The 22,078-nt window shown below is 66.6% G+C and carries 23 protein-coding genes, 1 tRNA gene, 2 pseudogenes and 1 other annotated feature; of the genes and pseudogenes, 10 read left to right on the top strand and 16 right to left on the bottom strand.

What is annotated here, in order from left to right; all coding sequences use genetic code 11:
• The first annotated feature begins 42 nt into the window (after positions 1-42).
• The 3 genes from R3A49_08075 (at position 43) to R3A49_08065 (ending at position 4,476) form a co-directional block, all read left to right on the top strand.
• A complete protein-coding gene (locus R3A49_08075) occupies positions 43-1,443 on the top strand; it encodes an NAD(P)/FAD-dependent oxidoreductase (GenBank protein ID MEZ5170685.1) in 1,401 nt (466 codons plus the stop codon).
• A gap of 97 nt (positions 1,444-1,540) precedes the next feature.
• Positions 1,541-2,755: a sterol desaturase family protein gene (locus tag R3A49_08070; GenBank protein ID MEZ5170684.1), complete on the top strand. Its 1,215-nt coding sequence runs from the start codon at positions 1,541-1,543 to the stop codon at positions 2,753-2,755.
• A 17-nt stretch (positions 2,756-2,772) separates the two neighbouring features.
• Positions 2,773-4,476, top strand: a complete 1,704-nt coding sequence (locus R3A49_08065; protein ID MEZ5170683.1) for a SulP family inorganic anion transporter — start codon at positions 2,773-2,775, stop codon at positions 4,474-4,476.
• Positions 4,477-4,479: 3 nt separating this feature from the next.
• On the opposite strand, the gene R3A49_08060 is transcribed toward R3A49_08065, so the two are convergent.
• From R3A49_08060 to R3A49_08015, 10 genes are all read right to left on the bottom strand, one after another.
• Entirely contained in the window at positions 4,480-4,995 is a 516-nt protein-coding gene (locus tag R3A49_08060; GenBank protein ID MEZ5170682.1) for a hypothetical protein, read from the bottom strand.
• The gene (locus R3A49_08055) at positions 4,992-5,525 is read right to left on the bottom strand and encodes a hypothetical protein (protein MEZ5170681.1); all 534 of its coding nucleotides are present in this window, start codon (positions 5,523-5,525) and stop codon (positions 4,992-4,994) included. The genes R3A49_08060 and R3A49_08055 overlap by 4 nt, the downstream gene beginning before the upstream one ends.
• 116 nt (positions 5,526-5,641) lie before the next feature.
• Positions 5,642-6,991: a M23 family metallopeptidase gene (locus tag R3A49_08050; GenBank protein ID MEZ5170680.1), complete on the bottom strand. Its 1,350-nt coding sequence runs from the start codon at positions 6,989-6,991 to the stop codon at positions 5,642-5,644.
• 48 nt (positions 6,992-7,039) lie between these two features.
• Positions 7,040-7,825: a hypothetical protein gene (locus R3A49_08045; GenBank protein ID MEZ5170679.1), complete on the bottom strand. Its 786-nt coding sequence runs from the start codon at positions 7,823-7,825 to the stop codon at positions 7,040-7,042.
• Between the two features lie 23 nt (positions 7,826-7,848).
• Positions 7,849-7,983, bottom strand: a complete 135-nt coding sequence (locus R3A49_08040; protein ID MEZ5170678.1) for a hypothetical protein — start codon at positions 7,981-7,983, stop codon at positions 7,849-7,851.
• On the bottom strand, positions 7,983-8,711 hold the full coding sequence (locus R3A49_08035) for a hypothetical protein (GenBank protein ID MEZ5170677.1): 729 nt from the start codon (positions 8,709-8,711) through the stop codon (positions 7,983-7,985). Before R3A49_08035 ends, R3A49_08040 begins: the two co-directional genes overlap by 1 nt.
• A 112-nt stretch (positions 8,712-8,823) precedes the next feature.
• Positions 8,824-9,123, bottom strand: a complete 300-nt coding sequence (locus R3A49_08030; protein MEZ5170676.1) for a hypothetical protein — start codon at positions 9,121-9,123, stop codon at positions 8,824-8,826.
• Positions 9,094-9,166: transfer RNA gene (locus R3A49_08025), tRNA-Arg, on the bottom strand. Before R3A49_08025 ends, R3A49_08030 begins: the two co-directional genes overlap by 30 nt.
• 168 nt (positions 9,167-9,334) lie before the next feature.
• Positions 9,335-10,750: a hypothetical protein gene (locus R3A49_08020; protein ID MEZ5170675.1), complete on the bottom strand. Its 1,416-nt coding sequence runs from the start codon at positions 10,748-10,750 to the stop codon at positions 9,335-9,337.
• 13 nt (positions 10,751-10,763) lie between these two features.
• Positions 10,764-11,678 (bottom strand): hypothetical protein, encoded by a 915-nt coding sequence (locus tag R3A49_08015; protein ID MEZ5170674.1) that lies wholly within the window; start codon positions 11,676-11,678, stop codon positions 10,764-10,766.
• A gap of 126 nt (positions 11,679-11,804) precedes the next feature.
• Here R3A49_08015 and R3A49_08010 point away from each other — a divergent pair, with 126 nt between their 5' ends.
• Both R3A49_08010 and R3A49_08005 read left to right on the top strand, forming a co-directional pair.
• The gene (locus tag R3A49_08010; protein MEZ5170673.1) at positions 11,805-12,008 is read left to right on the top strand and encodes a hypothetical protein; all 204 of its coding nucleotides are present in this window, start codon (positions 11,805-11,807) and stop codon (positions 12,006-12,008) included.
• Between the two features lie 177 nt (positions 12,009-12,185).
• Entirely contained in the window at positions 12,186-12,557 is a 372-nt protein-coding gene (locus R3A49_08005) for an immunity 26/phosphotriesterase HocA family protein (GenBank protein MEZ5170672.1), read from the top strand.
• Between the two features lie 192 nt (positions 12,558-12,749).
• Here the strand turns inward: R3A49_08005 and R3A49_08000 are convergent, their stop codons facing one another.
• Positions 12,750-12,920, bottom strand: coding sequence for a hypothetical protein (locus R3A49_08000; protein ID MEZ5170671.1), 171 nt, complete (start codon positions 12,918-12,920; stop codon positions 12,750-12,752).
• Positions 12,921-13,155: 235 nt separating this feature from the next.
• On the opposite strand from R3A49_08000, the gene R3A49_07995 reads away from it, so the two are divergent.
• The 3 genes and pseudogenes from R3A49_07995 (at position 13,156) to R3A49_07985 (ending at position 15,721) form a co-directional block, all read left to right on the top strand.
• Entirely contained in the window at positions 13,156-13,335 is a 180-nt protein-coding gene (locus tag R3A49_07995) for a hypothetical protein (protein ID MEZ5170670.1), read from the top strand.
• Positions 13,296-13,409: a sequence feature (AL1L pseudoknot), on the top strand. (Overlaps the previous gene by 40 nt.)
• 658 nt (positions 13,410-14,067) lie before the next feature.
• Positions 14,068-15,349: pseudogene (locus tag R3A49_07990) on the top strand (IS30 family transposase).
• Between the two features lie 7 nt (positions 15,350-15,356).
• Positions 15,357-15,721, top strand: a pseudogene (locus tag R3A49_07985) (integrase core domain-containing protein).
• Here R3A49_07985 and R3A49_07980 read toward each other — a convergent pair.
• The 3 genes from R3A49_07980 to R3A49_07970 all read right to left on the bottom strand — a co-directional run bounded on the left by R3A49_07980 (position 15,679) and on the right by R3A49_07970 (position 19,188).
• Positions 15,679-16,080, bottom strand: a complete 402-nt coding sequence (locus R3A49_07980) for a hypothetical protein (protein MEZ5170669.1) — start codon at positions 16,078-16,080, stop codon at positions 15,679-15,681. The pseudogene R3A49_07985 and the gene R3A49_07980 overlap by 43 nt on opposite strands.
• Positions 16,081-17,379: 1,299 nt before the next feature.
• On the bottom strand, positions 17,380-18,672 hold the full coding sequence (locus R3A49_07975; protein ID MEZ5170668.1) for an APC family permease: 1,293 nt from the start codon (positions 18,670-18,672) through the stop codon (positions 17,380-17,382).
• A 75-nt stretch (positions 18,673-18,747) separates the two neighbouring features.
• Positions 18,748-19,188 (bottom strand): cytochrome c, encoded by a 441-nt coding sequence (locus R3A49_07970; protein ID MEZ5170667.1) that lies wholly within the window; start codon positions 19,186-19,188, stop codon positions 18,748-18,750.
• A gap of 118 nt (positions 19,189-19,306) precedes the next feature.
• Here R3A49_07970 and R3A49_07965 point away from each other — a divergent pair, with 118 nt between their 5' ends.
• Together R3A49_07965 and R3A49_07960 are read left to right on the top strand one after the other, a co-directional pair.
• Entirely contained in the window at positions 19,307-19,687 is a 381-nt protein-coding gene (locus tag R3A49_07965) for a BlaI/MecI/CopY family transcriptional regulator (protein MEZ5170666.1), read from the top strand.
• Positions 19,684-20,610 carry a M56 family metallopeptidase gene (locus tag R3A49_07960; protein ID MEZ5170665.1) on the top strand — a complete coding sequence of 309 codons (927 nt, stop codon included), beginning with the start codon at positions 19,684-19,686 and terminating at the stop codon, positions 20,608-20,610. Before R3A49_07965 ends, R3A49_07960 begins: the two co-directional genes overlap by 4 nt.
• A gap of 23 nt (positions 20,611-20,633) precedes the next feature.
• Here the strand turns inward: R3A49_07960 and R3A49_07955 are convergent, their stop codons facing one another.
• Both R3A49_07955 and R3A49_07950 read right to left on the bottom strand, forming a co-directional pair.
• The gene (locus tag R3A49_07955; GenBank protein ID MEZ5170664.1) at positions 20,634-21,194 is read right to left on the bottom strand and encodes a redoxin domain-containing protein; all 561 of its coding nucleotides are present in this window, start codon (positions 21,192-21,194) and stop codon (positions 20,634-20,636) included.
• Positions 21,195-21,274: 80 nt separating this feature from the next.
• Positions 21,275-22,003 (bottom strand): cytochrome c biogenesis protein CcdA, encoded by a 729-nt coding sequence (locus tag R3A49_07950; GenBank protein ID MEZ5170663.1) that lies wholly within the window; start codon positions 22,001-22,003, stop codon positions 21,275-21,277.
• Positions 22,004-22,078 lie beyond the last annotated feature (75 nt).

Raw genomic sequence — 22,078 nt, 5'->3', positions numbered from 1 at the left:
GTCCACCGTGTTCCCACCTGCATGGCTGACGGAGGCGGCGCGGTGGACGAGTTCGACGTCGTCGTGATCGGCGGCGGCTCCACCGGCGAGAACGTCGCCTGGCGGGCCCGCGACCACGACATGACAGCGGCCCTCGTGGAGAGTGAGTTGGTCGGCGGGGAGTGCTCCTACTGGGCGTGCATGCCCAGCAAGGCGCTGCTGCGCCCCGCGGAGGCTCTGGCGGCTGCCCGCCGTGTCCCCGGTGCGTCCGAGGCGGTCACCGGATCGATCGACGTCGACGCTGTCCTCGCACGGCGCGACAGTGTCACCTCGCACTGGGACGACAAGTACCAGGTGCAGTGGGTCGACAGCATCGGTGCGGAGCTCGTACGGGGGAAGGGGCGCCTGGCGGGAGAGCGCACCGTCGAGGTCGAGCGGTCCGACGGCAGCACCCGCACGCTGCGGGCCACGAAGGCCGTCGTCGTGGCCACCGGCAGTCACGCCGCTGTCCCACCCGTGTCCGGGTTGAGCGACATCGCCACGTGGGACAACCGCGACATCACAGCGGCCGAGGAGGCACCCGACAGCCTGTTCGTGTTGGGTGGTGGGCCGGTCGGCTGCGAGATGGCACAGGCCTGGCACTCACTCGGGACCGAGATCGTCGTCCTCGTCCAGGCCTCCGAGCGCCTTCTGCCGAGGCTCGAGCCTTTCGCCGGTGGTGAGCTACGCGCCGCCATGGAGGACCAGGGCATCACCGTGCGCACCGGCGAGGCCGGGCGCGCCGAGAAGGTCGAACGCGACGGTGACGGTCCCGTGACCGTCACGATGGCCGACGGGGGGACCTTCACGACCGACGAGATCGTCGTCGCCGCCGGGCGGCGGCCGTCCACCGACGACATCGGGCTCGAGACCGTGGGCCTGGAGCCCGGAGACTGGCTCGAGGTCGACGACCAACTCCGTGTCACCGGTGTCGACGGCGACTGGCTCTTCGCCGCGGGCGACGTCAACCACCGGGCGCTGCTCACCCACATGGGCAAGTACCAGGCGCGTGTCATCGGGGACGTCCTCGCCGGACAGGACATCACGGCCTGGGCCGACAACCGGGCCGTGCCGAGTGTCGTGTTCACAGAGCCGCAGATAGCGTCGGTCGGGATGACCGAGGCCACGGCGCGCGACGCCGGGCTCGACGTCACGGCCGTCAGCGTGGGGACCGGGAGCGTGGCCGGTGCCACCGTCCTCGGGCGTGACATCGAGGGTACGTGCCAGCTCGTGATCGACGACGACCGCCAGATCGTCGTCGGGGCGACGTTCACCGGGCCGGGCGTTCAGGAGATGCTCCACGCCGCCACCGTCGCCGTGGCGGGCGAGGTCCCCCTTGAGGCGCTCTGGCACTCGGTGCCGTCGTACCCCACGGTGAGCGAGGTGTGGCTCCGACTCCTCGAGGAGTACGACTACCGCCTCTGAGGGGCGCGTCGACAGATTCGGGCTACCTGGCCACGCCCACCGGCGGATGCGCCACAATGAGTGAGTACGGCTCGGTCGTGCGACGAGGGAGTGCCGGATGGACCTGACGGTGACAGCCACGCCGCTGTACTTCGGCACCATGGCACTCGAGTACAGGGCGCTCCGGGACCGCGCACGACGCGAGGGGCCGTCGGCCGCCGACTACGAGCGTCGCGACACGATCGCCAGCCTCTCGATGGGTGTCGGCAGCCTGCTGACGCCGCTCGTGTTGCCGCGGATCCTCGCGCCCTTCGCTCCCGGCAAGGGGAAGTTCGGCAAGGTGCTGCTCGTCACCGCCGGCGGGGCGGTCGTGGTGACGACCGTGGCCGACCTCCTGGCCCGCCTCGACGGGGAGGAGCCCGGTGACCCCGATGGCCCGGACGACAGGACCCTGTTCGACGGGAAGCGGCCGGGCCCGGAGGAGCCGTCGGCCACGATGCCGACGACGGTTCCGCGGAACCGCTCCCGGCGACGGCGCGTCGCAGTGGCGGCGCGTCGGGTGGCGAAGGTCGGCGGTGTGGCCTCGATCGTGGCCGGCGGGCTCGCACTCACCACGTGGTGGGCGGCGAGAACCTCCCCACGGCAGATGTGGAACAGGCGCCTCGTTCGGGATCTCGGCGCCGGCCCTCTGGCGGTGATCGCCGCCACGCTGGCATGGGACTTCGTCTACTACTGGAACCACCGGTTCATGCACGAGAGCCGCTACATGTGGGCGATCCACGTGGTGCACCATTCGAGCGAGCACTACAACCTCTCGACGGCGTTGCGACAACCCGTGGCGGACGCTTTCGGGACATTCCTGCCGTACTCGGTTCTGTGCATGTTCGGGTTCCGGCCCGACGTCGTGGCCACGGCCCGCGCGCTGAACCTGCTCTATCAGTACTGGATCCACACCGACACGATCGACGGAGTCGGCCCCCTCGAACCGGGCTTCAACACACCGAGTCACCACCGCGTGCACCATGGGTCGCAGCCGCAGTACCTCGACCGGAACCACGGAAGCATCCTCATCGTGTGGGACAAGCTCTTCGGTACCTTCGAGGCCGAAGGGGAGAAGGTGGTCTACGGACTCACGAAGAACATCGACACCTACGATCCGCTGCGGGTCGCGACCCACGAGCACGTCGAGATGCTCCGCGATGTGTCGCGTTCACGAACCTGGCGTGAACGGCTGTCGAACGTGTTCCGCGGCCCCGGCTGGGCCGTCGAGAACCGTCGGCGACGAAACGGCGACGGGGGGACGAGCCTCATGAGGTCGTCAGCGGCGGCGTAGGCGTGGCGAAGGCGTCGATGACAACTCGCACCACGCGGGCACAACGCATCCTGCCGATCGTCGCGTGGCTCTCTCGATACGAGAAGACCTGGTGGCGACCCGATCTCCTGGCGGGCCTGACCGTGTGGGCGCTGCTCGTTCCCGAGGCCATGGCCTACGCCGAGCTGGCGGGGATGCCGCCCGAGACCGGTCTCTACGCCGGCCTGGGGGCGATCGTCGCCTACGCGGTCTTCGGGACGTCGCGCCAGATGTTCGTGGGGCCGAGTTCGACCGTCGCGATTCTCTCGGCATCCACGGTCGCGGCGGTCGCGACGGCGTCCGAGGACTTCGTCGCCATGACCGTGGCGCTCGCATTGCTCGTCGGCGTGGTCTTCATCGCCTTCGGGCTCTTCCGGCTGGGCTTCATCAGCGTCTTCATGTCCCGGTCGGTGCTCGTCGGATTCACCTTCGGACTCGGTCTGACGATCGCGGTCGACCAGGCGGCCGAGGTCGTCGGCGTCACCGGAGGCTCCGGCAACTTCTTCGAGAAGCTCTGGTCCCTTCTGGAGAGCCTTCCCGACATCGACACGACAACGACGATCATCGGCCTCGTGTCGTTCGCCATCCTTCTGGTGAGCCGGATGACCCTCGGGCGTAGGGCCCCGGCGGCCCTCGTCGTCGTGATCGCGGCCGTGGCGCTGTCGACGCTGCTCGACTGGTCATCCGACGGCGTGGAGGTCGTAGGTGATGTGCCGGCAGCACTCCCGAGGTTGACCCTTCCCGACGTCTCCCTCAGGGACCTCATCATGCTCGTCCCCGGAGCGATCGGGATCGTCGTCGTGGCGTTCGCCGAGGGCTACGGCATCGCGGCGAACTACGCACGCAGCCACGGACACGACATCGACGCGAACCAGGAGATGGTCGCCACCGGGGCCGCGAACATCGGAGCAGGCCTGCTGGGTGGCTTCACCGTCTCCGGCAGCCTGTCCAAGTCCGCAGCCGCCGACGACGCTGGTGCGAGAACCCAGATGGCGATGCTCATCTGCGGGGTGGTGACGCTGCTCACGATCGCCGCCTTCACGCCGGTGTTCGAGAACCTCCCCAGCGCCGTTCTCGGAGCGGTCGTCATCGCGGCCGTGTGGGGGACCTTCAACGTCGTCGAGATGCGCCGGATCTGGCGGATCCGCCGCGGAGACTTTGCCGCGGCGATGGCCGCCCTCGTCGGTGTGTGTGCGGTCGGAATCCTGGAAGGTCTCGCGATCGCGGTCGGGATATCGTTCGTGATGCTGGTCTACCGCGCGTCGCGTCCGCGTATGCCGACCCTCGGGCACCTTCCCGGACGGCGCGCGTACGCGTCGACAGATACAGCGCCGCTGGCGATCAAACCCGAGCGGATAGCGGTGGTGAGGTTGGACGCCCCTCTGTTCTTCGCCAACGCCGAGGCGTTTCAGGAACGGATGGCCGAGATCATCGCACGTGAGCCCGACGGCATCGTGGTCAATCTCGAGACCGTGAACTACGTCGACGTCGACGGAGCCGATGCCCTGCGTTCGGTCGTCGAGACGGCCGCGGCCCGGGGAATGGCCTTCGGTGTCGCGCGGCTCAACGCACAGGGTCGAGAGATCCTTAGAAAGGCAGGCGTCTACGACCTCATCGGCGAGCGGTGGTTCTTCGCCAGCGTCGACAGTGCCGTCCGGGGCCTGAAGGAGGCGCCGCGCCCGGGTTTCGCCTCCGGTCCGTAGCCGTCAGTCGGGTTGGAGCAGTGAGTTGCTCTGGGCCGCGAGGTCGTTGACCGTGTCGGCGAGACGCCGTGCCTCGGCGGCGAGGTCGTTGTAGGCGGTTGCGTCGCCCCGGGTGTTCGTCTCGATCAGCGAGTACGACACGAGGATCTGCTCGGCGGCCGTGTCGATCATCTGCTGGTTGATGTCGAGGAACTCCTCGCTGGTGCCTGCGACACCGTCGGCTTCGTCGACCGTCGCGTCGAGCGAGGACCGAGCCTCCGCGCGCTCGCTCCGGGCGCCCCCCAGAGCCTCCTCGGCAGCGGTCCTCGACGCCCGCGCCTCGTCGCGGGCGTCTCCCACTCTCGAGACCCATAGAAGGGCGAGCGCGAGTGCCACACCGCCGAACACGAGAGCGAAGACCGACACCCACGCCAGCGTGTGCTGCCGGTCGGGTGTCTCGACGGGGGAGGTCGGTGGTCGGGCGGTCGTCCCCCTCCACCCGGCCGGAGGCCCGGCAGAGGTGGGTTCGATCCGTGTCATGGCTGCCCCGCGTCGGCCAGCAGTCCCCGGAGCTCGTCCACGGCAGCCTCGAGTGTCTTCGCCTCGTCCCGGAGCGCCTCCAGGTCCTGCTCGGCGGTTTCGAGAGCACCACCGGCCTCGGTGTCGAGGATCTGCCTCGCCTGCACCACATCACCGTCGTTGAAGAGGTCGACGGCACGGGTGGCCGCTGCGAGTGCGGCGTCGTTGGCGCCGGCCACGGCATTCCAGGCTTCGACGACCTGCGCCCGGAGGGCCGACTGCTGGGCGGCTGCCGCCTGGATGTCGGCCTGTCGGGCCACGAGGTCGGCCGTGTCGGCGTTCGTGTCGGAGAGATCCTCCTCGGCCGATCGTGTGTCAGCCTCGGCGTCGGCCGTTTGCCACTCGGCACGTACAGCGAGGAAGGTCGTGACGGCCGCAGCGAGAACGAGCACGACACCGATGCCGAGCATCACGGTGTAGGCGATCATCCCGGACCGGGGTCCCCGGTCGGTCTGGTCAGTCGGTTCGAGCGGCGTGTCCTCGGGGCTCATGGTCCTCCGGAGTCTCGCATGCAGGGGCCCGGACGACTCGGCGGGAGCGCCGGGCGGACCCCGTGGAGCTCCGATGGGGAATCGACGATCCGTCGTGCGGGGACGCGGAGCCGGGACTACCCGCCGGCGGGGAAGTCGATGATGTTCAGCTGGAGGGGCGACTCGTCGGTGCGCGACTCGGGATCGGCGAGCTGCCCGGTGTTGTACTCGCCCGAGAGGAAGTCGTCGCTGTCGATGAGCGTCTGTGGATCGACCTGCCCGGCGAAGTCGAACTCGTCGATGACGTAGGGGAGCCCGTTGGAGCCCAGCACCGAGGGCCCGTCCATCAGGTGGAAGTGGAGGTGCGACGCGTTGGCGTTGCCGGTGTTGCCCAGCTCGGCGAGCTTGTCGCCGCGCTCGACCGTGTCACCCTCCTCCACCTCGAGCGTACCGGCCTGGAGGTGCGCGTAGAAGGCGTACACGCCGTTGCCGAGGTCGAGCACGATGTGGTTGCCGTCCACGGTCTCCACGGTGAGCTGGTCGCGGAGCTCCGGGTCGTCGGCGGGAAGCACCCCCGGTTCGTTGGCGGGCATGCCGTCGAGGGTCGCCACGACGGTTCCGTCGGCGACCGCGAGAATGTCGGCTCCGTAGTCGACATAGCTCTCGTTGCTGTTGGGATCGCCCTCGAAGAACTCACCGTCGTCGTTCATCTGTTTCCAGTCGATGGCGAACCGCTGACCGTTCACGATCTTGCCGTTGAAGGGCCCGGGGCTGGAGCGGTGCGGGAACCCGGGATCACAGCATCCGTTGAGAGCCACCCAGTTGTCGCCGGCGAGTGGCGGACCGATCACCGGGGCCTCACCGGCGGAGATGTCGTAGGGCGCGGCCAGGTAGTCGATGTCGCTCGGCTCCTGTGACGCCGGAGAGGTCGCGCCCTGCCCGACGATCCGGTGGAGGACGTTGTCCGGCAGGTCCTCACGCTCGGGGGCACTGAAGTCGATGAAGACCATGCGGCCACCCTGGGGCTCGATGGTCGAGCTCTCCACGGGCTGCCCCGTGAGGTTCCGGAGCCGGTCGCAGTCGCCGACAACGCAGTCCGGGTCGACCAGTGCACCACCCGCGACGGTGTGGACCACGGTGCTCGGGTCGTCGGCGGCGACGACCTCGATCTGGGTGATCGTGGCATCGACGCCGACGGAGGTGTTCTGGAGGCCGAGGTCGTAGGCGACGTGGTAGTCGCCGTCGGTCCCGAGGAAGGGGTAGGTGGGGGCGCCCAGGACATCGGCGACGACCGCCGTGTAGGCGTCGGGAACCTCGATCGACGCCGCCGTGTCGGTGTCTGAGCCGGTGCCGACGCTCGTAGCCTCGTCGCCCGTCGCGTCGCTGCTCGACTCAGAGCCTGAATCGCAGGCGGTGGCAAGCAGGAGCAGGGTCGTCAGAGCGGCACAGGCGCGGAGCAGTGCACGACTTCTCTTGGTTGTTGCCATGGGGGAACCATCGGCACGTGGCCCCGTAACCTGATGGTCCGGCTGCCCCTATTCATCACCTGAAGGGGGCCATCCCGTCGGTTCGCAGTCGTCGGTGGCGCACCACTCGGTCTCCACAGGTTCGGTCAGAACCTGGCCGCGCACTGGTTCCTCACCCACGAACAGCTCGGTGCAGAGAGGCCACGCATTGGCTTCCTCGATGTAGACGCGTTCGCCACACGTGACGCCATACCCACGGTAGGCATCGACGTGTCGAACCTCTTCGCACGCCGCGAGCGAACCCTCGAAACACTCCTGCGCCAGCGAGTCCGCCTCGGGGTCATCGCCGAACTCGACGTCGTAGTAGGAGTCGAGGCCGTCCTCGGGAGGTGTCGGTGGCTCCAGGACGTAGGGCACTTCCTCGCATCGCGCGTCGAGCCCGACGACACGGACCGAGATCGTCAGCTCGAGGGCGTTCTGGTTCTGGCTGTACTCCTCGGGGTTCTTGTCGGCGACCTTCACGAGCTCCGCGTACTCGGTGAGCGAGTCGACCAGCGCCTGGCCCATGTCGGCGCGGTCGTCGGGAGGGGTCAGGGAGGCCAGCTCCTCGGCACCGTTCCTGAGCGCCTCGGCGGCGGCGTCGATGTCGTAGACGTCGTCGGCAGAGTCGATGGCATCGTCGGCGCCGGCCACCGCCTCGTCGCAGATGCGGGTGACCTCGGCCGCGTACTCCTCCGCGCTCATCGGGGTCCCTTCCGAAACCGACGGCGACGTGGAAGACTTGTCGCCACAGGCAGCCACGACGAGCGCGCCAGCGGTGACGACGATGAGCGACTGACAGAACCAACGCGGCACGGCGACTCCTCTCGGTCCATGCATCAGTTTGTCAGCGTGAGCAGGCGCCATGAGCCGCCGACGCCCTCGAGCTCGTGCTTGCCGCTGTCCTCGGACGACAGACCGGAGCCGACGACGCGGCGTTCGACGAACCATCCGTCAGAAGTCGTCGTCTCCATCAAAAGACGTCGTCGCCGGATACGCCGACGACCACCTGTCCTCGGACGGGTTCGTCGCCCACGAAGGTTTCGACACAGTCATAGTTGTTGTTGGCCTCTTCATGGGCGATGCGGCCGCCACACATGACGCCGTAAAGGCGGTAGGCGTCGGTCTCGGACACTTCGTCACATGCAGCCAGCTCCCCTTCGAAGCAGCGCTGCGCCAGCGCGTCGGCTTCGGGGTCGACGCCGAACTCATCTTCGCTGAATGTACCGAGGCCCTCCTGGGGCGGTTCGGGTTCCGCGATCTGGATCCCGGCGGACGGGCATTCGGCGTCGAGGCCTGTGGCGCGCACGCGAATCACGATGGCGAGCTCGTTTTGGTCTTGGCTGAACTCCTCGCGGTTCTCGTCCCTTCGCCCGTAGAGATCGGCATAGGCAGCGAGCGAGTCGACGAGCGCCTGCGCCATCTCGCGTCGATCGGCGGGGGGCGTGAGGGCCGCGAGCTCCTCGGCGCCGGTGCGGAGGAGCTCGGCTGCACGACCGGGGTCATCGTCGTCTGCAGACGCCGACTCCGCAGCATCGACCGTTTCATCGCAGATCGCGCCGGCCTGCTCCGCGTACTCCGCCGGCTCAGCCGGCGTTCCGTCGGCGACGGTCGGTGCCTCGGTCGGATCGCTCGCGCACCCGGCGCCGACGAGCGCGGCGGCGGTGATGACGACGAGCGACTGACGGACCCAACGCGCCACGGTGACTCCTCTGGTCGACGCTGTCAGTCTGTCAGCCCGAAGGCGCCATGAGCCGTCGACCCCCTCGAGCTGTGTTCACCCCGGTCCTCGAACGACAGACCGGGCAGGCTGGTCACCGGATCGGACAACCCCGTCCCACGCCTGTCGAGCGCGATGACTCGTGCGAACGAACCCAGCCCGCGCGCAGGTCGGCGAAGGGCGGGTACTCCCCGAGGAACTCGAGATGCGACACGAAGCCCGGGATGAGCGCCAGGCCCACGTCGCCGTCGCCGAACACCTGGTACGCGATGCGCACGCCTTCGTCGGCCTCCGCGTACCGGGTCTCGAGGATCGACACGATTCGGGTCTCCAGTGTCAGGCGGAGTGGGAGCGTTCCTCTGAGCGCCCTCGGCAGGAATCGAACCTGCGACACCCGGTTTAGGAAACCGGTGCTCTATCCCCTGAGCTACGAGGGCGGGGCATGTAGAAAACGTGGTCGAAAACCACTCGGCACGTTGATCGACACCCGATTCTGCGTCGAATCTACTGGCCCCGAGGCGTTTCGGAGGTCCGTGGAGGTCAGTCGCGCGGATTCGAGCGTGCTCCAGCGCGCTGATCTCGCCGGTTCGAACGCCGAGGAAGATTCAGGCGGCGGTGGCCAGCCGGTCAGGTGGTCGGCCTCGGTGACGATGCCGGTGGCGGTGGAGCGTGAGCGAGTTGACCATCAGCGCGTAGCCGAGGACGTTCACGAGCTGCCGGTGGTGGCCGATGCTGTGGGCCCTTCTGAGATAGAGGGTGTCGTCGAGGGCTCGGTTGATGGATTCGGCGTCGTTGCGACGGCGGAAGAGCTCGGTGAAGTCGGGATCGGTCGGCGGGATGGGCCGGACGTTCTCGGGGCGGTTGAGTCCGCGTTGGTCGTCGTCGGCGGTGCCGTGGAGCCGGACGGTGATCGTCGTGTCGCCGTATTCGGCGGGGAGGGCGTAGTGGTTATACCAGCGGTACTTGCCGGACTGGTCTCTTGCTCGTTGCGTGCGGATCCGGCGGAGCTCGACGAAGCCCATGTTGCCGCGGTCGTCGAGTCGTCCGATCCCGACTCCACCGCCTCGGGCGTAGAGGGTGATCGAGGCCTTGGAGCCATCGGGGAGCGTCACGGTCTTGTCTTCGATGCGGACCGTCTTCTCGACGCGCCTGCCTTCGCCGCGTCGTGGCCTGTTGGCGTCGGCTTTGGCAGCTGTGACGCGGTTAATGGGGAGCAGGCCGAGCTCTCGTAGCAGCGTCTGGTGGTGTGTGCCTCGGAAGGCGGTGTCGTAGACGACGCCGGTGGCACCGGGGACGAGGGGAGTGGTGCGTCGGATGCACTCGAGAGCGGTCGTTGCTTCCGCTCCAGGTTTGGGCACGCTCTCGAAGTCGAGAATGACCCGCGAGTGCTCGGTTTCGCCGCGTGCGGCGACGAGGACGAACTTGGTTCCCCACGCTGTTTCGCCGGTCCCCTCGAAATGCAGTCCGGCATCAGGCTCATGGCGCTTCGGGATCACTTCGCCGGTTTCTGTGTCGACGCGTGTTTCGCCCGGCTTGGCCTTGAACAGCGGCGTGACGACCTTGCCGTCTCCATAGAGGAGACGACTCCGGTGGGGGCGGGTGAACGAGCCGGGGCCGTTGGGGTCCAAGAGCCCGACCTCTCTCGCTGTGCGCGCAGCGGCCTGTCGGTGAGCGTCGACGAACTGCTCGAGGAGTTCGGGGTCGGCGAGGTAGCGGTTGCGGCCGTAGATGTAGTGATGTCGTCGCATCGGCTCGCGAGGTAGGTGCAGGTCTCGTCTTCGTGGGTGCATCTTCCGCACGTGTGTGCGGATGAATGACCACACCTTGGGGTGTGCGAGCTCGGCTTCGACCTGGCGTGCCGAGCCGTAGACGGAGATCAGAGCCTCGTAGAGGATCAGCATGAAATCGGGATAGGTGCGCCGCCGACCACCTGCCGATGGATCCTGAGCTGGGACGAGTTCCCCCAGCTCGTAGATCTCGGGGTTGGACAGGATCGCCTCGATCCGTTCGAAGGCAGACACACCAACTCGCGGTCTACCCATCGGTATCTCGCCAGTCCCAGCAGATCAGTTCTGCTGTCCGGTCGAGACTTCGCCGTCCGAGGCGTCTCGCCACCTCATCGATCGGGTAACCGTCATCGAGCAGCTGGGCGCCGGCCCACGCTGTGACCGACGCCGGCCGCAGATCGGGCTCATTGCCGAGTCCTGCCCAGCCCACCACCTGGCTGATCGCGGCGCAGGCGGAGGCTTGGCGGCTCTGCGCGGAACCGGACCCCTCGTAGACGAGCGGCTCCGTTCGTGTGGTCCTTCTGAGCGCATCGAGGCGGCGGCCGGCCTGGGCGACACCCCAGCTCGAGAACTCACCCCACCGGGCGGCAGTCGACCGGCCGCCACGAAGCCACACCCGTTCGTGCTCGAGATCTACATCTCCGCAACGGACGAGAGGGATCTCGGAAGTGGTCGCGGTCGCCTCGGCAAGCGCCCACGACGCTGAGGGTCGCGTCGAAGACAACGTGTGGACCGAAGCGCTGCGGCAAAGCGCTACCTCGTCGTCCGTGAGTGGCCGACCCTTGCTGCGGGATCGAGGTGGAAGCTCGAGATCCAGTGTCGGATCACCGGTTGCCACTCCCAGTTCTCGACCGATCCGGAAGAGCAGCCGGATCGCCGACCGGCGCATGTGCATCGTGGCCGCCGCCGGAACATCCCCGGCGACCCTCGTTCGAACGAACTCCTCGACCACGTTGGGTTCGGCATCGAAGAGCCGCTCGAGGTTGTGCCCCGCAACGCAGAAGTCGCTGAAACGAGCTAGGAGGTCGATGATCCGGGGATGGCTCTGCTCGGAGAGGAGACCCCGCCGACCGATTTCGGCCTCGACAAGCGCGACGCATTCGCCGATCCCTGGTCCGCGTCGTTCACGCGGCCCAACGCTCTGCGTCCTACTCTTGTCCATGTCGGGACCCCTCGCCGGGTTCCGGCCAGGCCCCGGGGTGTTGGCGCACCGCCGGGGCCACTTCTGTGTTGTGGTAGTACAACAGTACTCCGCCCAGTTGTCGCAATGCAACTACATTGAGGCTTCATGGCCAGACGCGTAGACCTCGACGATCTTCTCGACGCAACGCAGGTCGCCGAGCTTCTCGGGCTCAGCAGCCAAGGAGCCGTCAGCGTGTACCGAAAGCGATACGAGGACTTCCCGGGCCCGGTGCTCGAACGCGCCTCCGGCCGCTGCCAGTTCTGGCTTCGCCAGGAACTACGAGCGTGGATCGACAAGCGCAGTCGTTGAGCAGACCGGTCGCCAGGCGGGGGAGTTCGCCCGTGCGACCGATGCCGATTGCAATCGCGCTTGCGGGCCTGTCGATGAGAACGCCATCAACTCGATCAGTCCGAGACACTCCTACTACCAGCAGAGCGTCGATTGGGGCGAGGCCTGGCTCCGAGCGAACGGGTACGGGTGACAACGGTGAGCGACGGTGAGACGAACCTGCAGGTGCTGAGCCCGTCCCGGAAGAAGCCGAAGGTTGGCGATGTCTTTGCGCTGCAGCTAGCCGACGGCCGGTACTTGTTCGGTCGGATCATCTCGACGGACGCGATGGCGGGACCGTCGATGGGCGGGGCGATTCTGATCTACGTGTACCGGGAGCGTTCCGACCAGAAAGCGCTGCCCAAGCGGGCTGAGCTGCGACCAGACCGGCTCTTGGTGTCGCCGATCATGACGAACCAGCGGCCGTGGACCAAGGGATGCTTCCGAGACGATCGGAGAACCTGCCATCGACGGCGACGACGTCCTCGACCAGCACTGCTTCCGGCGCTGGGATGGCCACTACTTCGATGAAGCACTGGACAGTTGTCTGGGCCGATCGAGCCGGTCGGCGACTACGGCGTGCACGGCTACCGGACCAATCGACGACAGAATCAGCGACATCCTGGATTGACCAGCGCCGGACTGACTGAGCCGCCGCTGGCGGTCAGGCGGAGGGTCGCCGTTGCCGGTGAGTTGTTGGATGCGGTGTTGGTGCCCAAGAGTTCAGCGGATGGGGGTGGGGGTCGGGTTCCAGCGGTTGCGCCAGTCGATGAGTTTGGCGGTGATGAGGGTGGCGACGGCGAGTGCGAACTGGGCGAGTCGGTGTGTGGGGTGACGGTCGGTGTTGGCCGGGTTGACCGAAGCGGGCGAGCCAGAGGTGGTCGATTCGGCCATCGGTCGCGGGAGCGTAGACGTGAACCGCCCTGGGTTGATTGGAGACTCCTGAGCTTGGAAACGAGGATGGAGTCATGCCGAAGGAGACGAACGTTGAGGAAGCCGACGGCGCGTCGGTACTCGCCCGGAGAAGGCTCGTGCGGTGCGACTCGTCCGTCAGTTGCGTGAAGAGCTCGGAACATCGCAAGGGCCGGTGACCGCATCGCGGATCAGCTCGGTTACGGGCCTGAGACGGGTGCGTAAGTGGGTGCGTCAGGCTGATGTCGACGAGGGCGTCAGCGGTCTGAACACGGAGGACTCAGAGCGGAGTCCAGTGGCGCTCGAGCAGGAGAACCGTGAGCTCAAGCGAGCGAGCACGATTCTCAAGTCTGCGTCGGCTTTCTTCGCGGCGGAGCTCGACCGCCCACAGAAGTGATGGTCGATTACATCGATTCTCACAAGGAAAGTTTCGGGGTCGAGCCGATCTGCAGAGTGTTGCAGTTCGCCCCGAGCACCTACTACGCCGCCAGGAACCGCACGCCGTCGGCCAGAGCGATTGCGGCGCGGCGATGATGCGGGTGCTGATGGTCTTGTGGGTCGCGAACCGCAAGGTCTACGGAGCCCACAAACTTTGGAAAGCAGCACGGCGTGCTGGCCATGACATCGGCCCCCGCGATCAGGTGGCTCGCCTCATGCGTGAGCTGGATATCCGCGGTGTGTCGCGACGCCAAAGGTGTTCACGACCGTGCGGATCCCGACGCCGTTCGGGCGCGGGATCGTCAACCGGGACTTCCAGTGCGGATCGGCCCAACGTTGTGGGTGACCGATCTGACGTATCGCTGCCGACGAGGTCGGGGATGGCCTATGTGTGTTTCATCGTCGATGCGTTCAGCCGGCGTATCGTCGGTTGGCGTGTACCGGCGAACATGAAAACCGAGATGGTGCTCGATGCATTGGAGATGGCCCGACGATCCCGTGGGGCTCGACGCCTGGTCGGACTCGTTGCACACTCCGATGCCAGGTCGCAGGGCGAAATCAACTGGTTGTCGCAACACCTCATGATGATGGAGGTGACCGAGGTGAGGTCGCGACGGCGGCGGACGGCTTGAACAGGGCGCTTCGCCCGGCGATGCCGTTCGCCGGGACGGCCGATCTGCGTCATGGGCACGAGTTCTGGCGTCTGATCGCCCAGGGCAAGCGCACCGAGGACGCAGCGGCCGGTGTCGAGGGTGTCGGTTCCTGTCGGAGTCGCGCTGGTTTCGTCACGCTGGCGGCATGGCACCTTTGAACCTCGGCGAACCGTCGGGCCGGTACTTGTCGTTTCCGGAGCTTGAGGAGTTGGCGCTGCTGCGCGGGGTCTCGGCGTGCGTGCCATCGCCCAGGAGATGAACCGAGATCCGGGACGGTCGCGGGAGCTGCGCGCAACGCAGCAACCCGCGGCGAAGCTCCGAGTACCGGGCGACGGTCGCGCAATGGAAGGCGCAGATGGCGGCCAAGCGGCCGAAGCCGGCGAAGTTGGCCACGAACCCGCGATTTGAACAATTATGTGCGACAACGCCTCAGCGGCGAGCTCAAGCAGCCCGACGGAACAGCCTCGCCTGGCCCGCCGACGACCTGGAAGGGTTTGAACAAGCCACATCGGGCGGATCGCCGGTGGGCGACAGCATGGAGTCCCGAGCAGATCTCTCGACGGCTGGTCGTCGACTTGATGATGAGGACATGCGCATCAGCACGAGGCGATCTATCAGGCGCTTTACATCGAGGGTCGGAGGTGCGCTCAAGCGTGAGCTGGTGGCGTGCCTGCGCACCGGGCGCGCCCTGCGCAAGCCTCGGCAACGGGCCCGCAACCGGCCCCAGGGTCACGTGACCTCGGATGTCGTGTTGAGCGAGCGGCCTGCCGAAGCGAGGACCGACCCGTGCCCGGGCACTGGGAAGGTGACCTCATCATCAGGCTGCATCGCTCGGCGATCAGCACCGTCGTGGAACGCACCAGCCGCTACGCTCCTTGTCCACCTGCCTCGGCTCGAGGGCTACGGCGTCAGGCCGCCGGTCCAGAACGGGCCCTGCTCTCGGCGGCTACGGCGCCACTCGCCATGAAAGACGCCCTCGAATCGACCCTGGGGACGATGCCAGCAGGGCTGCTTCGATCGCTGACCTGGGACCGGGCAAGGAACTGTCCACCCGCGCAGTTCACGATCGACACCGGCATCTCGGTGTACTTCGCCGATCCACACTCGCCATGGCAGCGAGGCACGAACGAGAACACCAACGGTCTGCTTCGCCAATACTTCCCAAAGGAACCGACCTCTCTCGCTGGGACCTCGAAGATCTCCTCGCCGTCCAGGACACGCTCAACAGCAGACCCGCAAGATCCTCAGCTGGAAGCCCCGCCGGTCCTCGACGAACAGCTTCGGTCACTCGAACGGGCAGGTGTTGCAACGACTGATTGAACCCAGTCAGTTCACATCGGTGAGATTCACCGAACGCCTCGACGAGATCGGGGGGCACGCCCGTCGTCCAGCACCATCCGCGGATTCCTACGACAACACGCTCGCCGAGACGACCAACGGTCTCTACAAGGCCAGTGCATCTACGAGCCCGACACCACCGGCTGGGACGACGTCGACGAACTCGAGTTGGCGACCCTGTCGTGGGTGCACTGGTTCAACCACGACCGACTCCACGGCCACTGCGACGACGTGCCACCAGCGGAGTTCAGAGCAGCGTTCTACGCTGCCGCAGACCGACCACCACGGTTGGGCAATGAACAGAGTCTCCATCAAACCCAGGGCGGTTCAGTTCGTTTTCCCGGGGTCTCGTGATGAGCAGGCTGGTTCTCGTCGCCGTCGTCCTGTCGTTGCTGGTGGCCGCCTGCGGCGATGGTGGTGGGCATGGCCCCCCGGGCGGAATGGGCGGACACATGGACGACCCCAGGGGCGGCCACATGAGCGGCGGTTCGTCGAACCGGCGCCGCCGACAGCGCCCGATAGCGAGGTAAGCGGTGCGTGCCCGCTCGTTCGCATTCGAGCCCGATCAGATCGACGTCCTGGCGGGGAGAACGTAACGATCGCTCGATCTCGGTGATCTCTACGACTTCGTCGTCGACGGAGTCGACTTCCCGCTCAGTGCCGGCGCGGAGAGCACCGCAGAGGAGCGGACTCGTCGTCGACGAGCCCGGCACCTAAGCGTTCTACTGCTCGGTGCCCGGCCACCGGGGGAGGCAGGGATGGAGAGGCACCCTCGAGGTCGAGCGCCACAGCGTGATTCCCAACGTCCCCAGTGTTCGCGAGCCGGACCGTCGCCCGGACGCGCGGAGGCCTTGACCTTCCTCGAGTGGAAGGGTTTACCGTACGGACCGTCCCATGAGACCCCACACGTGGAGGACCGTTGATGCGGTCGAGCTGCAGTACTTCGAGGGTGCCCGAACTGGAGGACCGTCGAGGAGCGCCTACAACGGTTGTCGACCGAGCACGTTTCAGGTGGACCGACGGCTGGTGACGACCCCGGAGGAGGCCGAGACGGTCGCGTTCAGGGTTCCCCGACGGTTCTGGTCGAGGGCCAGGACCCGTTCGCCCGGGGCGACAGGCCCGTCGGCCTGTCGTGTCGCGTCTACCGGACCCCGGAGGGCCGGCGGGATCGCCGACGCTCGAGCAGCTCCGGGCGGTGCTGGACGAATGAGCGATCCCCGGCCGGCCTTCGACGACGTCGACACCGCGCTCGCCGGCGCCGCGAGACTCGCCGGGTCGTGGTCTGGTGTTCCGTGATGACGGGGCGGGATCGTCGCCTTCGGTGGCCTGGCGCTGTCCGAGGCCGCACCGCATCCCGGATGGGTGATGTCGATCCCTCACGCATAGTGCGTGGGACCCGCTCTTCTCGGCCCTGATCGTCGGTGACCTCGGCGAAGCGCTCGACTCCGCCGCCGGCGCTGTCCACCGACCCGCCACCGACTGAGCGGACCGGGCCTCCCGTACGATGGAAGGTGGGGCCGGAGTCGGTTTCGTGGGTCGAGGGGGGTTCGGTGCGGATCGGTGAGCTCGCGGACAGCAGCGGCGTCACGACGAAAACGATCCGCTACTACAGCAAATCGGTGTGCTCGGCGAACCCGAGCGGACCGCGTCGGAGGCCATCGCGACTACGGCGAGGAGACGGTCGACCGGCTGGCGTTCGTGAAGGCCGCGCAAGCCGGTCGGGCTCACTGGCCGAGATCGCGAGGTCCTGGCCTTCCGCGACCGAGGGCGAGGCACCCTGTGAACGTCACAACCTGCTCGGCGAGCATGCCGAAGACAATCGACGAGCAGATGCGTGATCTCGAGGCGCTGCGCAGTGAGCTCCGCAAGCTGGCCCGTCGGGCACGGCGACTCGATCAAAACGCGATTGCGACCCCAGCGACGTCTGCCATCTCATCCCGCGGCAATGATCCATGCACGCCGAACGTATGCTGCAAACGAAGCCGAGGAAGCTGGCGCGACCGACGAGGGATTCACATGGCCATGTTCCCTTCAGAGTCGGTGTGCGACCGCATGAAGAGTCGCTCACCGATCACGATGAGAGCGATGCCGGCAGCGGACACGTAGAGGATGAGCGGGTCGGTGGAGGCCTTCACCCACACAAGGGCGCCCAGGACGACGAGGTCGAGAACGATCGCTGCGGCCACGATCGTTGGCCTTGCGTCGATTCGGGATCTGAGGTGGCGGAGGATCCCCCAGTGGATGGCGATGTCCATGATGAGGTAGTAGATAGCGCCCAACGCTGCGATTCGCCGGAGATCGAACGCGATCGTGAGAGCCATCGCGAAGGCCGTCGTGTAGATCATGGCGTGTGTGCGGACGGTGCCCGGTAGGCCGAAGTGGCGGTGTGGCACTTCTTTCATACGCGTGAGCATTGCCAGCATGCGGGAGGCGGCGAAGATGCTGGCGATGACGCCCGAAGCGGTCGCGATGATGGCGAGTACGACGGTGAGCCAGACCCCCGCATCACCGAACGCGGGCCGTGCAGCTTCAGCGAGTGCGTAGTCCTGAGCCGCAATGATCTCGTTGAGGCCGAGGTTTCCGGCTACGGCAATCGAGAGCGCGAGGTACAGGACCGTACAGATCGAGATCGAGATGACGATCGCGCGTCCCGTGTTGCGGTGCGGGTCGACAATCTCACCGCCGCTGTTGGTGATCGTCGTGAATCCCTTGTAGGCGAGGATTCCGAGCGCCACCGCCGCAAGGAAGCCGTCGACCGAGAGCTCGAATCCCGTGCCCTTGGAACCGCTCGTGAAGTTCGCAGCTTCGACGAACCAGAGACCGGCGATGGCGAAAATCGCGATGCCGGCGATCTTGACCACCGCCATTGCACCTTCTGCAGCCTGAATGACCCGATTCCCGGAAATATTGACAACGAAGGCGACAACAAGGAGAAACACGCCGAGTGCCGGAATCCAGAACGAGGCGGGGGTCAAGTCCAGAACTTGGAGCGTGTAGGCACCGAAGGTGCGAGCGACGAGGCTCTCGTTGATGACCATCGACACGTACATGAACAGCGCGAAGACACCGGTCGTGGTGCCGAGGCCGTACTCCTCCTTGAGAAACATCGCGATTCCACCCGACGACGGAAAGGCGTTGGACAGCTTCACGTACGAATAGGCGCTGAACGCAACGACGAGCGCTGCGGCGAGAAAGGCCACGGGAAAGAGTCCGCCGGCGAGCGCCGCGGTCTGACCCGTGATGGCGAAGATGCCGGCTCCGATCATGACACCGGTGCCGAGCGATATCGCCCCGACCAGGCTCAGACTGTCGGGTACGTCCTCGGGCGCGCTTCGGTCCGGTTCGTCGCTGTCACGAGCCGAGCCGCCGGTCGTGGTCACTTACCCGTGTCTCGGATCGACGGTGATCCCGTCCTGCTCCTGTGCGGCGCGCACGTATGCGATGATCGCCCCCACGTCGTCGTCGGTGAGACCTTCGAGCGGCGGCATGGGTCCGAAGTTCCAGTGGTGGGGTTGCACTCCGTTGGCGACAGCGGCGAAAAAGGCTTCATCGGAATGGTGGTTCGGTGCGTAGGTCGCGTCCAGGAACGGGGGCCCTTGCTCTGTTCCACGAAGGTCGTTGCCGTGGCACGTCGCACACGACGCCTCATAGAGCATCTGGCCACTCTCGAGATCGCCGGCGGCGGCACTCGGATCGTTGCCGTCGGAGTCGTCGGCTGTCCCGCAGGACGCTGCCAGCACCATGGCGACGAGAGCTGTGGCGATGCTGCGCACCCAGCCTCGCTCAAGCTCCGACCGTCGGACGGCTTCGGTGGGTCCCAAAGGTCCTCCTTGGGTCGTCTCAACCAACGGAATATAGACGACATCTTGTAGTATGTAGCGTTCCGAGGCTTCCGTAGGACACAATCGCGATCGTGAATGCGCCGGAAGTGATGTGACGGTGAAGCGACGCGAGCGCGGCGAACTCGAAGCAGAGGTGATGGACGTTCTCTGGGACGAGGAGGATTGGCTCGCTCCGGCAGAGGTCCAGCAAGCCGTCTCCGCTCCGCGTCGTCGTCTGGCGTATTCGACAGTCATGACGATTCTCGTACGGCTCTGGAAAAAGGGCCTGTTGGAGCGGCGCCGAGAAGGCAAGAAGTACCTGTACCGGCCCGTCGCCACACGCGAGGAACTGGCCGCCCAGCGCATGCACGACCTCCTCGAGCAGGCGGGCGACCCATCGTTGGCGCTCGGGCACTTCGTCGATTCCATGAATGCTGCAGAGACTCGACGGCTCCGAAACCTACTTCGGCGTGGGCAGAGCGGCGGAAGGCGCTCGTGAGTATCGCTTTGCTCGTCGTGGGCATCGCGCTCATCGCAGCGCCGAGATGGTTGCAAACGCGCCTCGGTGTTCTCCCCGCCGCCGAGAGCACCCGTGTCACAACGTTGGCACTCACCTCGGGCGTGATCGTCGTCGAGGCGGGGCTGGTGATGCTCGCTCTTCCGACCGTGCTCCGTGCGGCGGGAATCCCGGAGGTCGCGCATCTTTGCGAGGAGGTCCTCGTCCACGTGACGCCCGGCGGTCCCACCATCGGATGGCTAGCCGCTGCGCTTGCGGTCGGGATCCCGGCGACTGCCATGCACGCCGCCTCGCGAGCGCATGTCGGCGCCCGCGCCCTTCACGTCGATCCGTGGCTCGGCCGGCATGAGGACAAGGGCTCCTACGAGCTCGTCACCGTTCCGACGAGCCGCGTCATGGCGCTCTGCGTTCCGGGTCCGCGCCCTCAGGTCGTTGTCTCCAGCGGTCTCGTCGAGCTTCTTGATACCACTGAGCTCGACGCGGTGATCGGCCACGAGATCGCACACCATCAGCTACGCCACCACCGGCTTCTTGCTCTTGCGGTTGTTGTCGAGCAAGTCTTCTTCTTGGTTCCGGGAGCGCGGCGGAGCGCCCACGTGCTGAGAGAGGAGGTCGAACGCTCGGCCGACGAGCAGGCAGCCACGAGATCGCAGGGTCCACTGCCGGTCAGCGCGGCGTTGCATGCGATCGCCCGCTGTAGCGCAGTACCCGACAAGCCCGAATCCGACTCCGTCGCCAACCGGCTCCGAGGCCTTCGCCGGCACGGCCCCTCCCGAATTCGCAGCGCTCGAATGCTGACCTACGCACCCATGGCCGCTCTCGGAATCGTCGGCCTCGCGGTCGCAACGGCTTGGGTCACCGACGCCCATCACCTGCTTGCACTGGGCGGTCACTGCTTCTCCTGACAAGAGCGCCGTCACGAATTCGTTCAGCGGGATGTCTCGTAGGCGTCGCTACGCCCTTGGACCTCGCGACCGGCGCGCACGTCGGGAAGGAGATCATCGAGGGTCGTCGCGCCGATGGCTCCGATGAGCTTGGCGCGTACGATCCCATCGGCGTCGACGACGAACGTCTCGGGGATCCCTGCCACACCGAAATCAAGCGCGGTTCGTCCATTCGGGTCGAGCGCCTGCGGATAGGTCAGACCGAACTCGTCTCGGAACTCACGCGCAGCATCGGCCGAGTCGTTCCACACGACACCGACCACCTCGATCGATCCCTCCCACCGTCCCGCGAAAGCGCGCAGCGCCGGCGCCTCCTCCCGGCATGGAACGCACCATGAAGCCCAGAAGTTCACGACGTAGGGCTTCCCTGTGAGGTCGACGGAGCGAATGCGCTCCCCTTCCAGGGTCTCGAGGTCGAAAGAGGGTGCAGGCCGACTGAGTAGAGGTGAATCCACGAGAGTCGGGTCTTCTCCGAGTCGACTGCCGAGGATGAATGCCATCGGTACGACCACGACCACGACGACGGCGATGCCTCCCCAGAACACGGGTCGCCGAACTCGACGCCGTCGCTCCTTCACGGAAGGGCGGGCAGGTGGGCGTGTTGACCCTGTGGGTGCGGGGCCGGTCAGATCGGAGGCCATCCGAGCCTCGCGAACTCGCGCTGCAACGGCAGGAAGAAGGAGCTCCACACGTCGGTGACGAACAGGACTCCGATGACAACGAGCATCGCACCACCGATGCGCTCGATCGCCTGGCCGTGCCGTCGAAGCCATCCCAGCGATCCTCGGGCACGGTCGTAGCCGAGCGCGAGCAGGATGAACGGAAGGCCGAGGCCGATCGAGAACAGGGCCAGGAGCAGACCGCCCCACGCCGCAGTCTGAGTGGCGGACGCGGTCGCGAGGATCGTGGCCAGGACGGGACCGATACACGGAGTCCAACCGAATGCAAACGCCATTCCGAGCGGAACCGCGCCCTTCGGGCCGGTCGGAACCCGAGCGAGGTCGAGACGTCGCTCCCGTGTGAGCATCGGCAGCCGAACGATCCCGAGCATCCCGAGGCCCATGACGATGATCACGAATCCCGAGATCTTGAGAATGAGCGGCATGTTCCGGTTGAGCGCCGATCCGAGAATCCCGACCGAGACGCCGAGCAGCGTGAAGACCAGGGTGAAACCGAGGACGAACAGGAGCGCAGCACGCAGCGTGATCGACCTCGCTTCGGCGCGATCCAAGTCAGAGACAGGAAGGGCCGAAACGTACGACAGGTAGCTAGGGACCAGAGGCAGTGCACACGGAGAGCTGAACGACACGACTCCGGCAACGACTGCGATCAGCGGGAGCGCCACCAACTCCATACAACGACAAACCGTAGTAGTTCAAAGAAGCCCACTTCCCACCGGCGCTCGTCACCTCGGGCAACTCGGCGGGAG

Source organism: Acidimicrobiia bacterium, assembly GCA_041394025.1.
Taxonomy (GTDB): domain Bacteria; phylum Actinomycetota; class Acidimicrobiia; order IMCC26256; family JAOSJL01; genus JAOSJL01.
The sequence above is the reverse complement of the archived record's forward strand: the minus strand, read 5'-3'. Positions and strand labels throughout refer to the sequence as shown.

What these genes read in the sequence shown, in the direction of transcription:
- R3A49_08010 (MEZ5170673.1), top strand. Translation starts at nt 11,805, where the DNA reads ATGGCCAGACGCGTAGACCTCGACGATCTTCTCGACGCAACGCAGGTC.
- R3A49_08070 (MEZ5170684.1), top strand. Translation starts at nt 1,541, where the DNA reads ATGGACCTGACGGTGACAGCCACGCCGCTGTACTTCGGCACCATGGCA.
- R3A49_08065 (MEZ5170683.1), top strand. Translation starts at nt 2,773, where the DNA reads ATGACAACTCGCACCACGCGGGCACAACGCATCCTGCCGATCGTCGCG.
- R3A49_08000 (MEZ5170671.1), bottom strand. Translation starts at nt 12,920, where the DNA reads ATGGCCGAATCGACCACCTCTGGCTCGCCCGCTTCGGTCAACCCGGCC.
- R3A49_08040 (MEZ5170678.1), bottom strand. Translation starts at nt 7,983, where the DNA reads ATGGAGACGACGACTTCTGACGGATGGTTCGTCGAACGCCGCGTCGTC.
- R3A49_08050 (MEZ5170680.1), bottom strand. Translation starts at nt 6,991, where the DNA reads ATGGCAACAACCAAGAGAAGTCGTGCACTGCTCCGCGCCTGTGCCGCT.
- R3A49_08055 (MEZ5170681.1), bottom strand. Translation starts at nt 5,525, where the DNA reads ATGAGCCCCGAGGACACGCCGCTCGAACCGACTGACCAGACCGACCGG.
- R3A49_08015 (MEZ5170674.1), bottom strand. Translation starts at nt 11,678, where the DNA reads ATGGACAAGAGTAGGACGCAGAGCGTTGGGCCGCGTGAACGACGCGGA.
- R3A49_08060 (MEZ5170682.1), bottom strand. Translation starts at nt 4,995, where the DNA reads ATGACACGGATCGAACCCACCTCTGCCGGGCCTCCGGCCGGGTGGAGG.
- R3A49_07950 (MEZ5170663.1), bottom strand. Translation starts at nt 22,003, where the DNA reads ATGGAGTTGGTGGCGCTCCCGCTGATCGCAGTCGTTGCCGGAGTCGTG.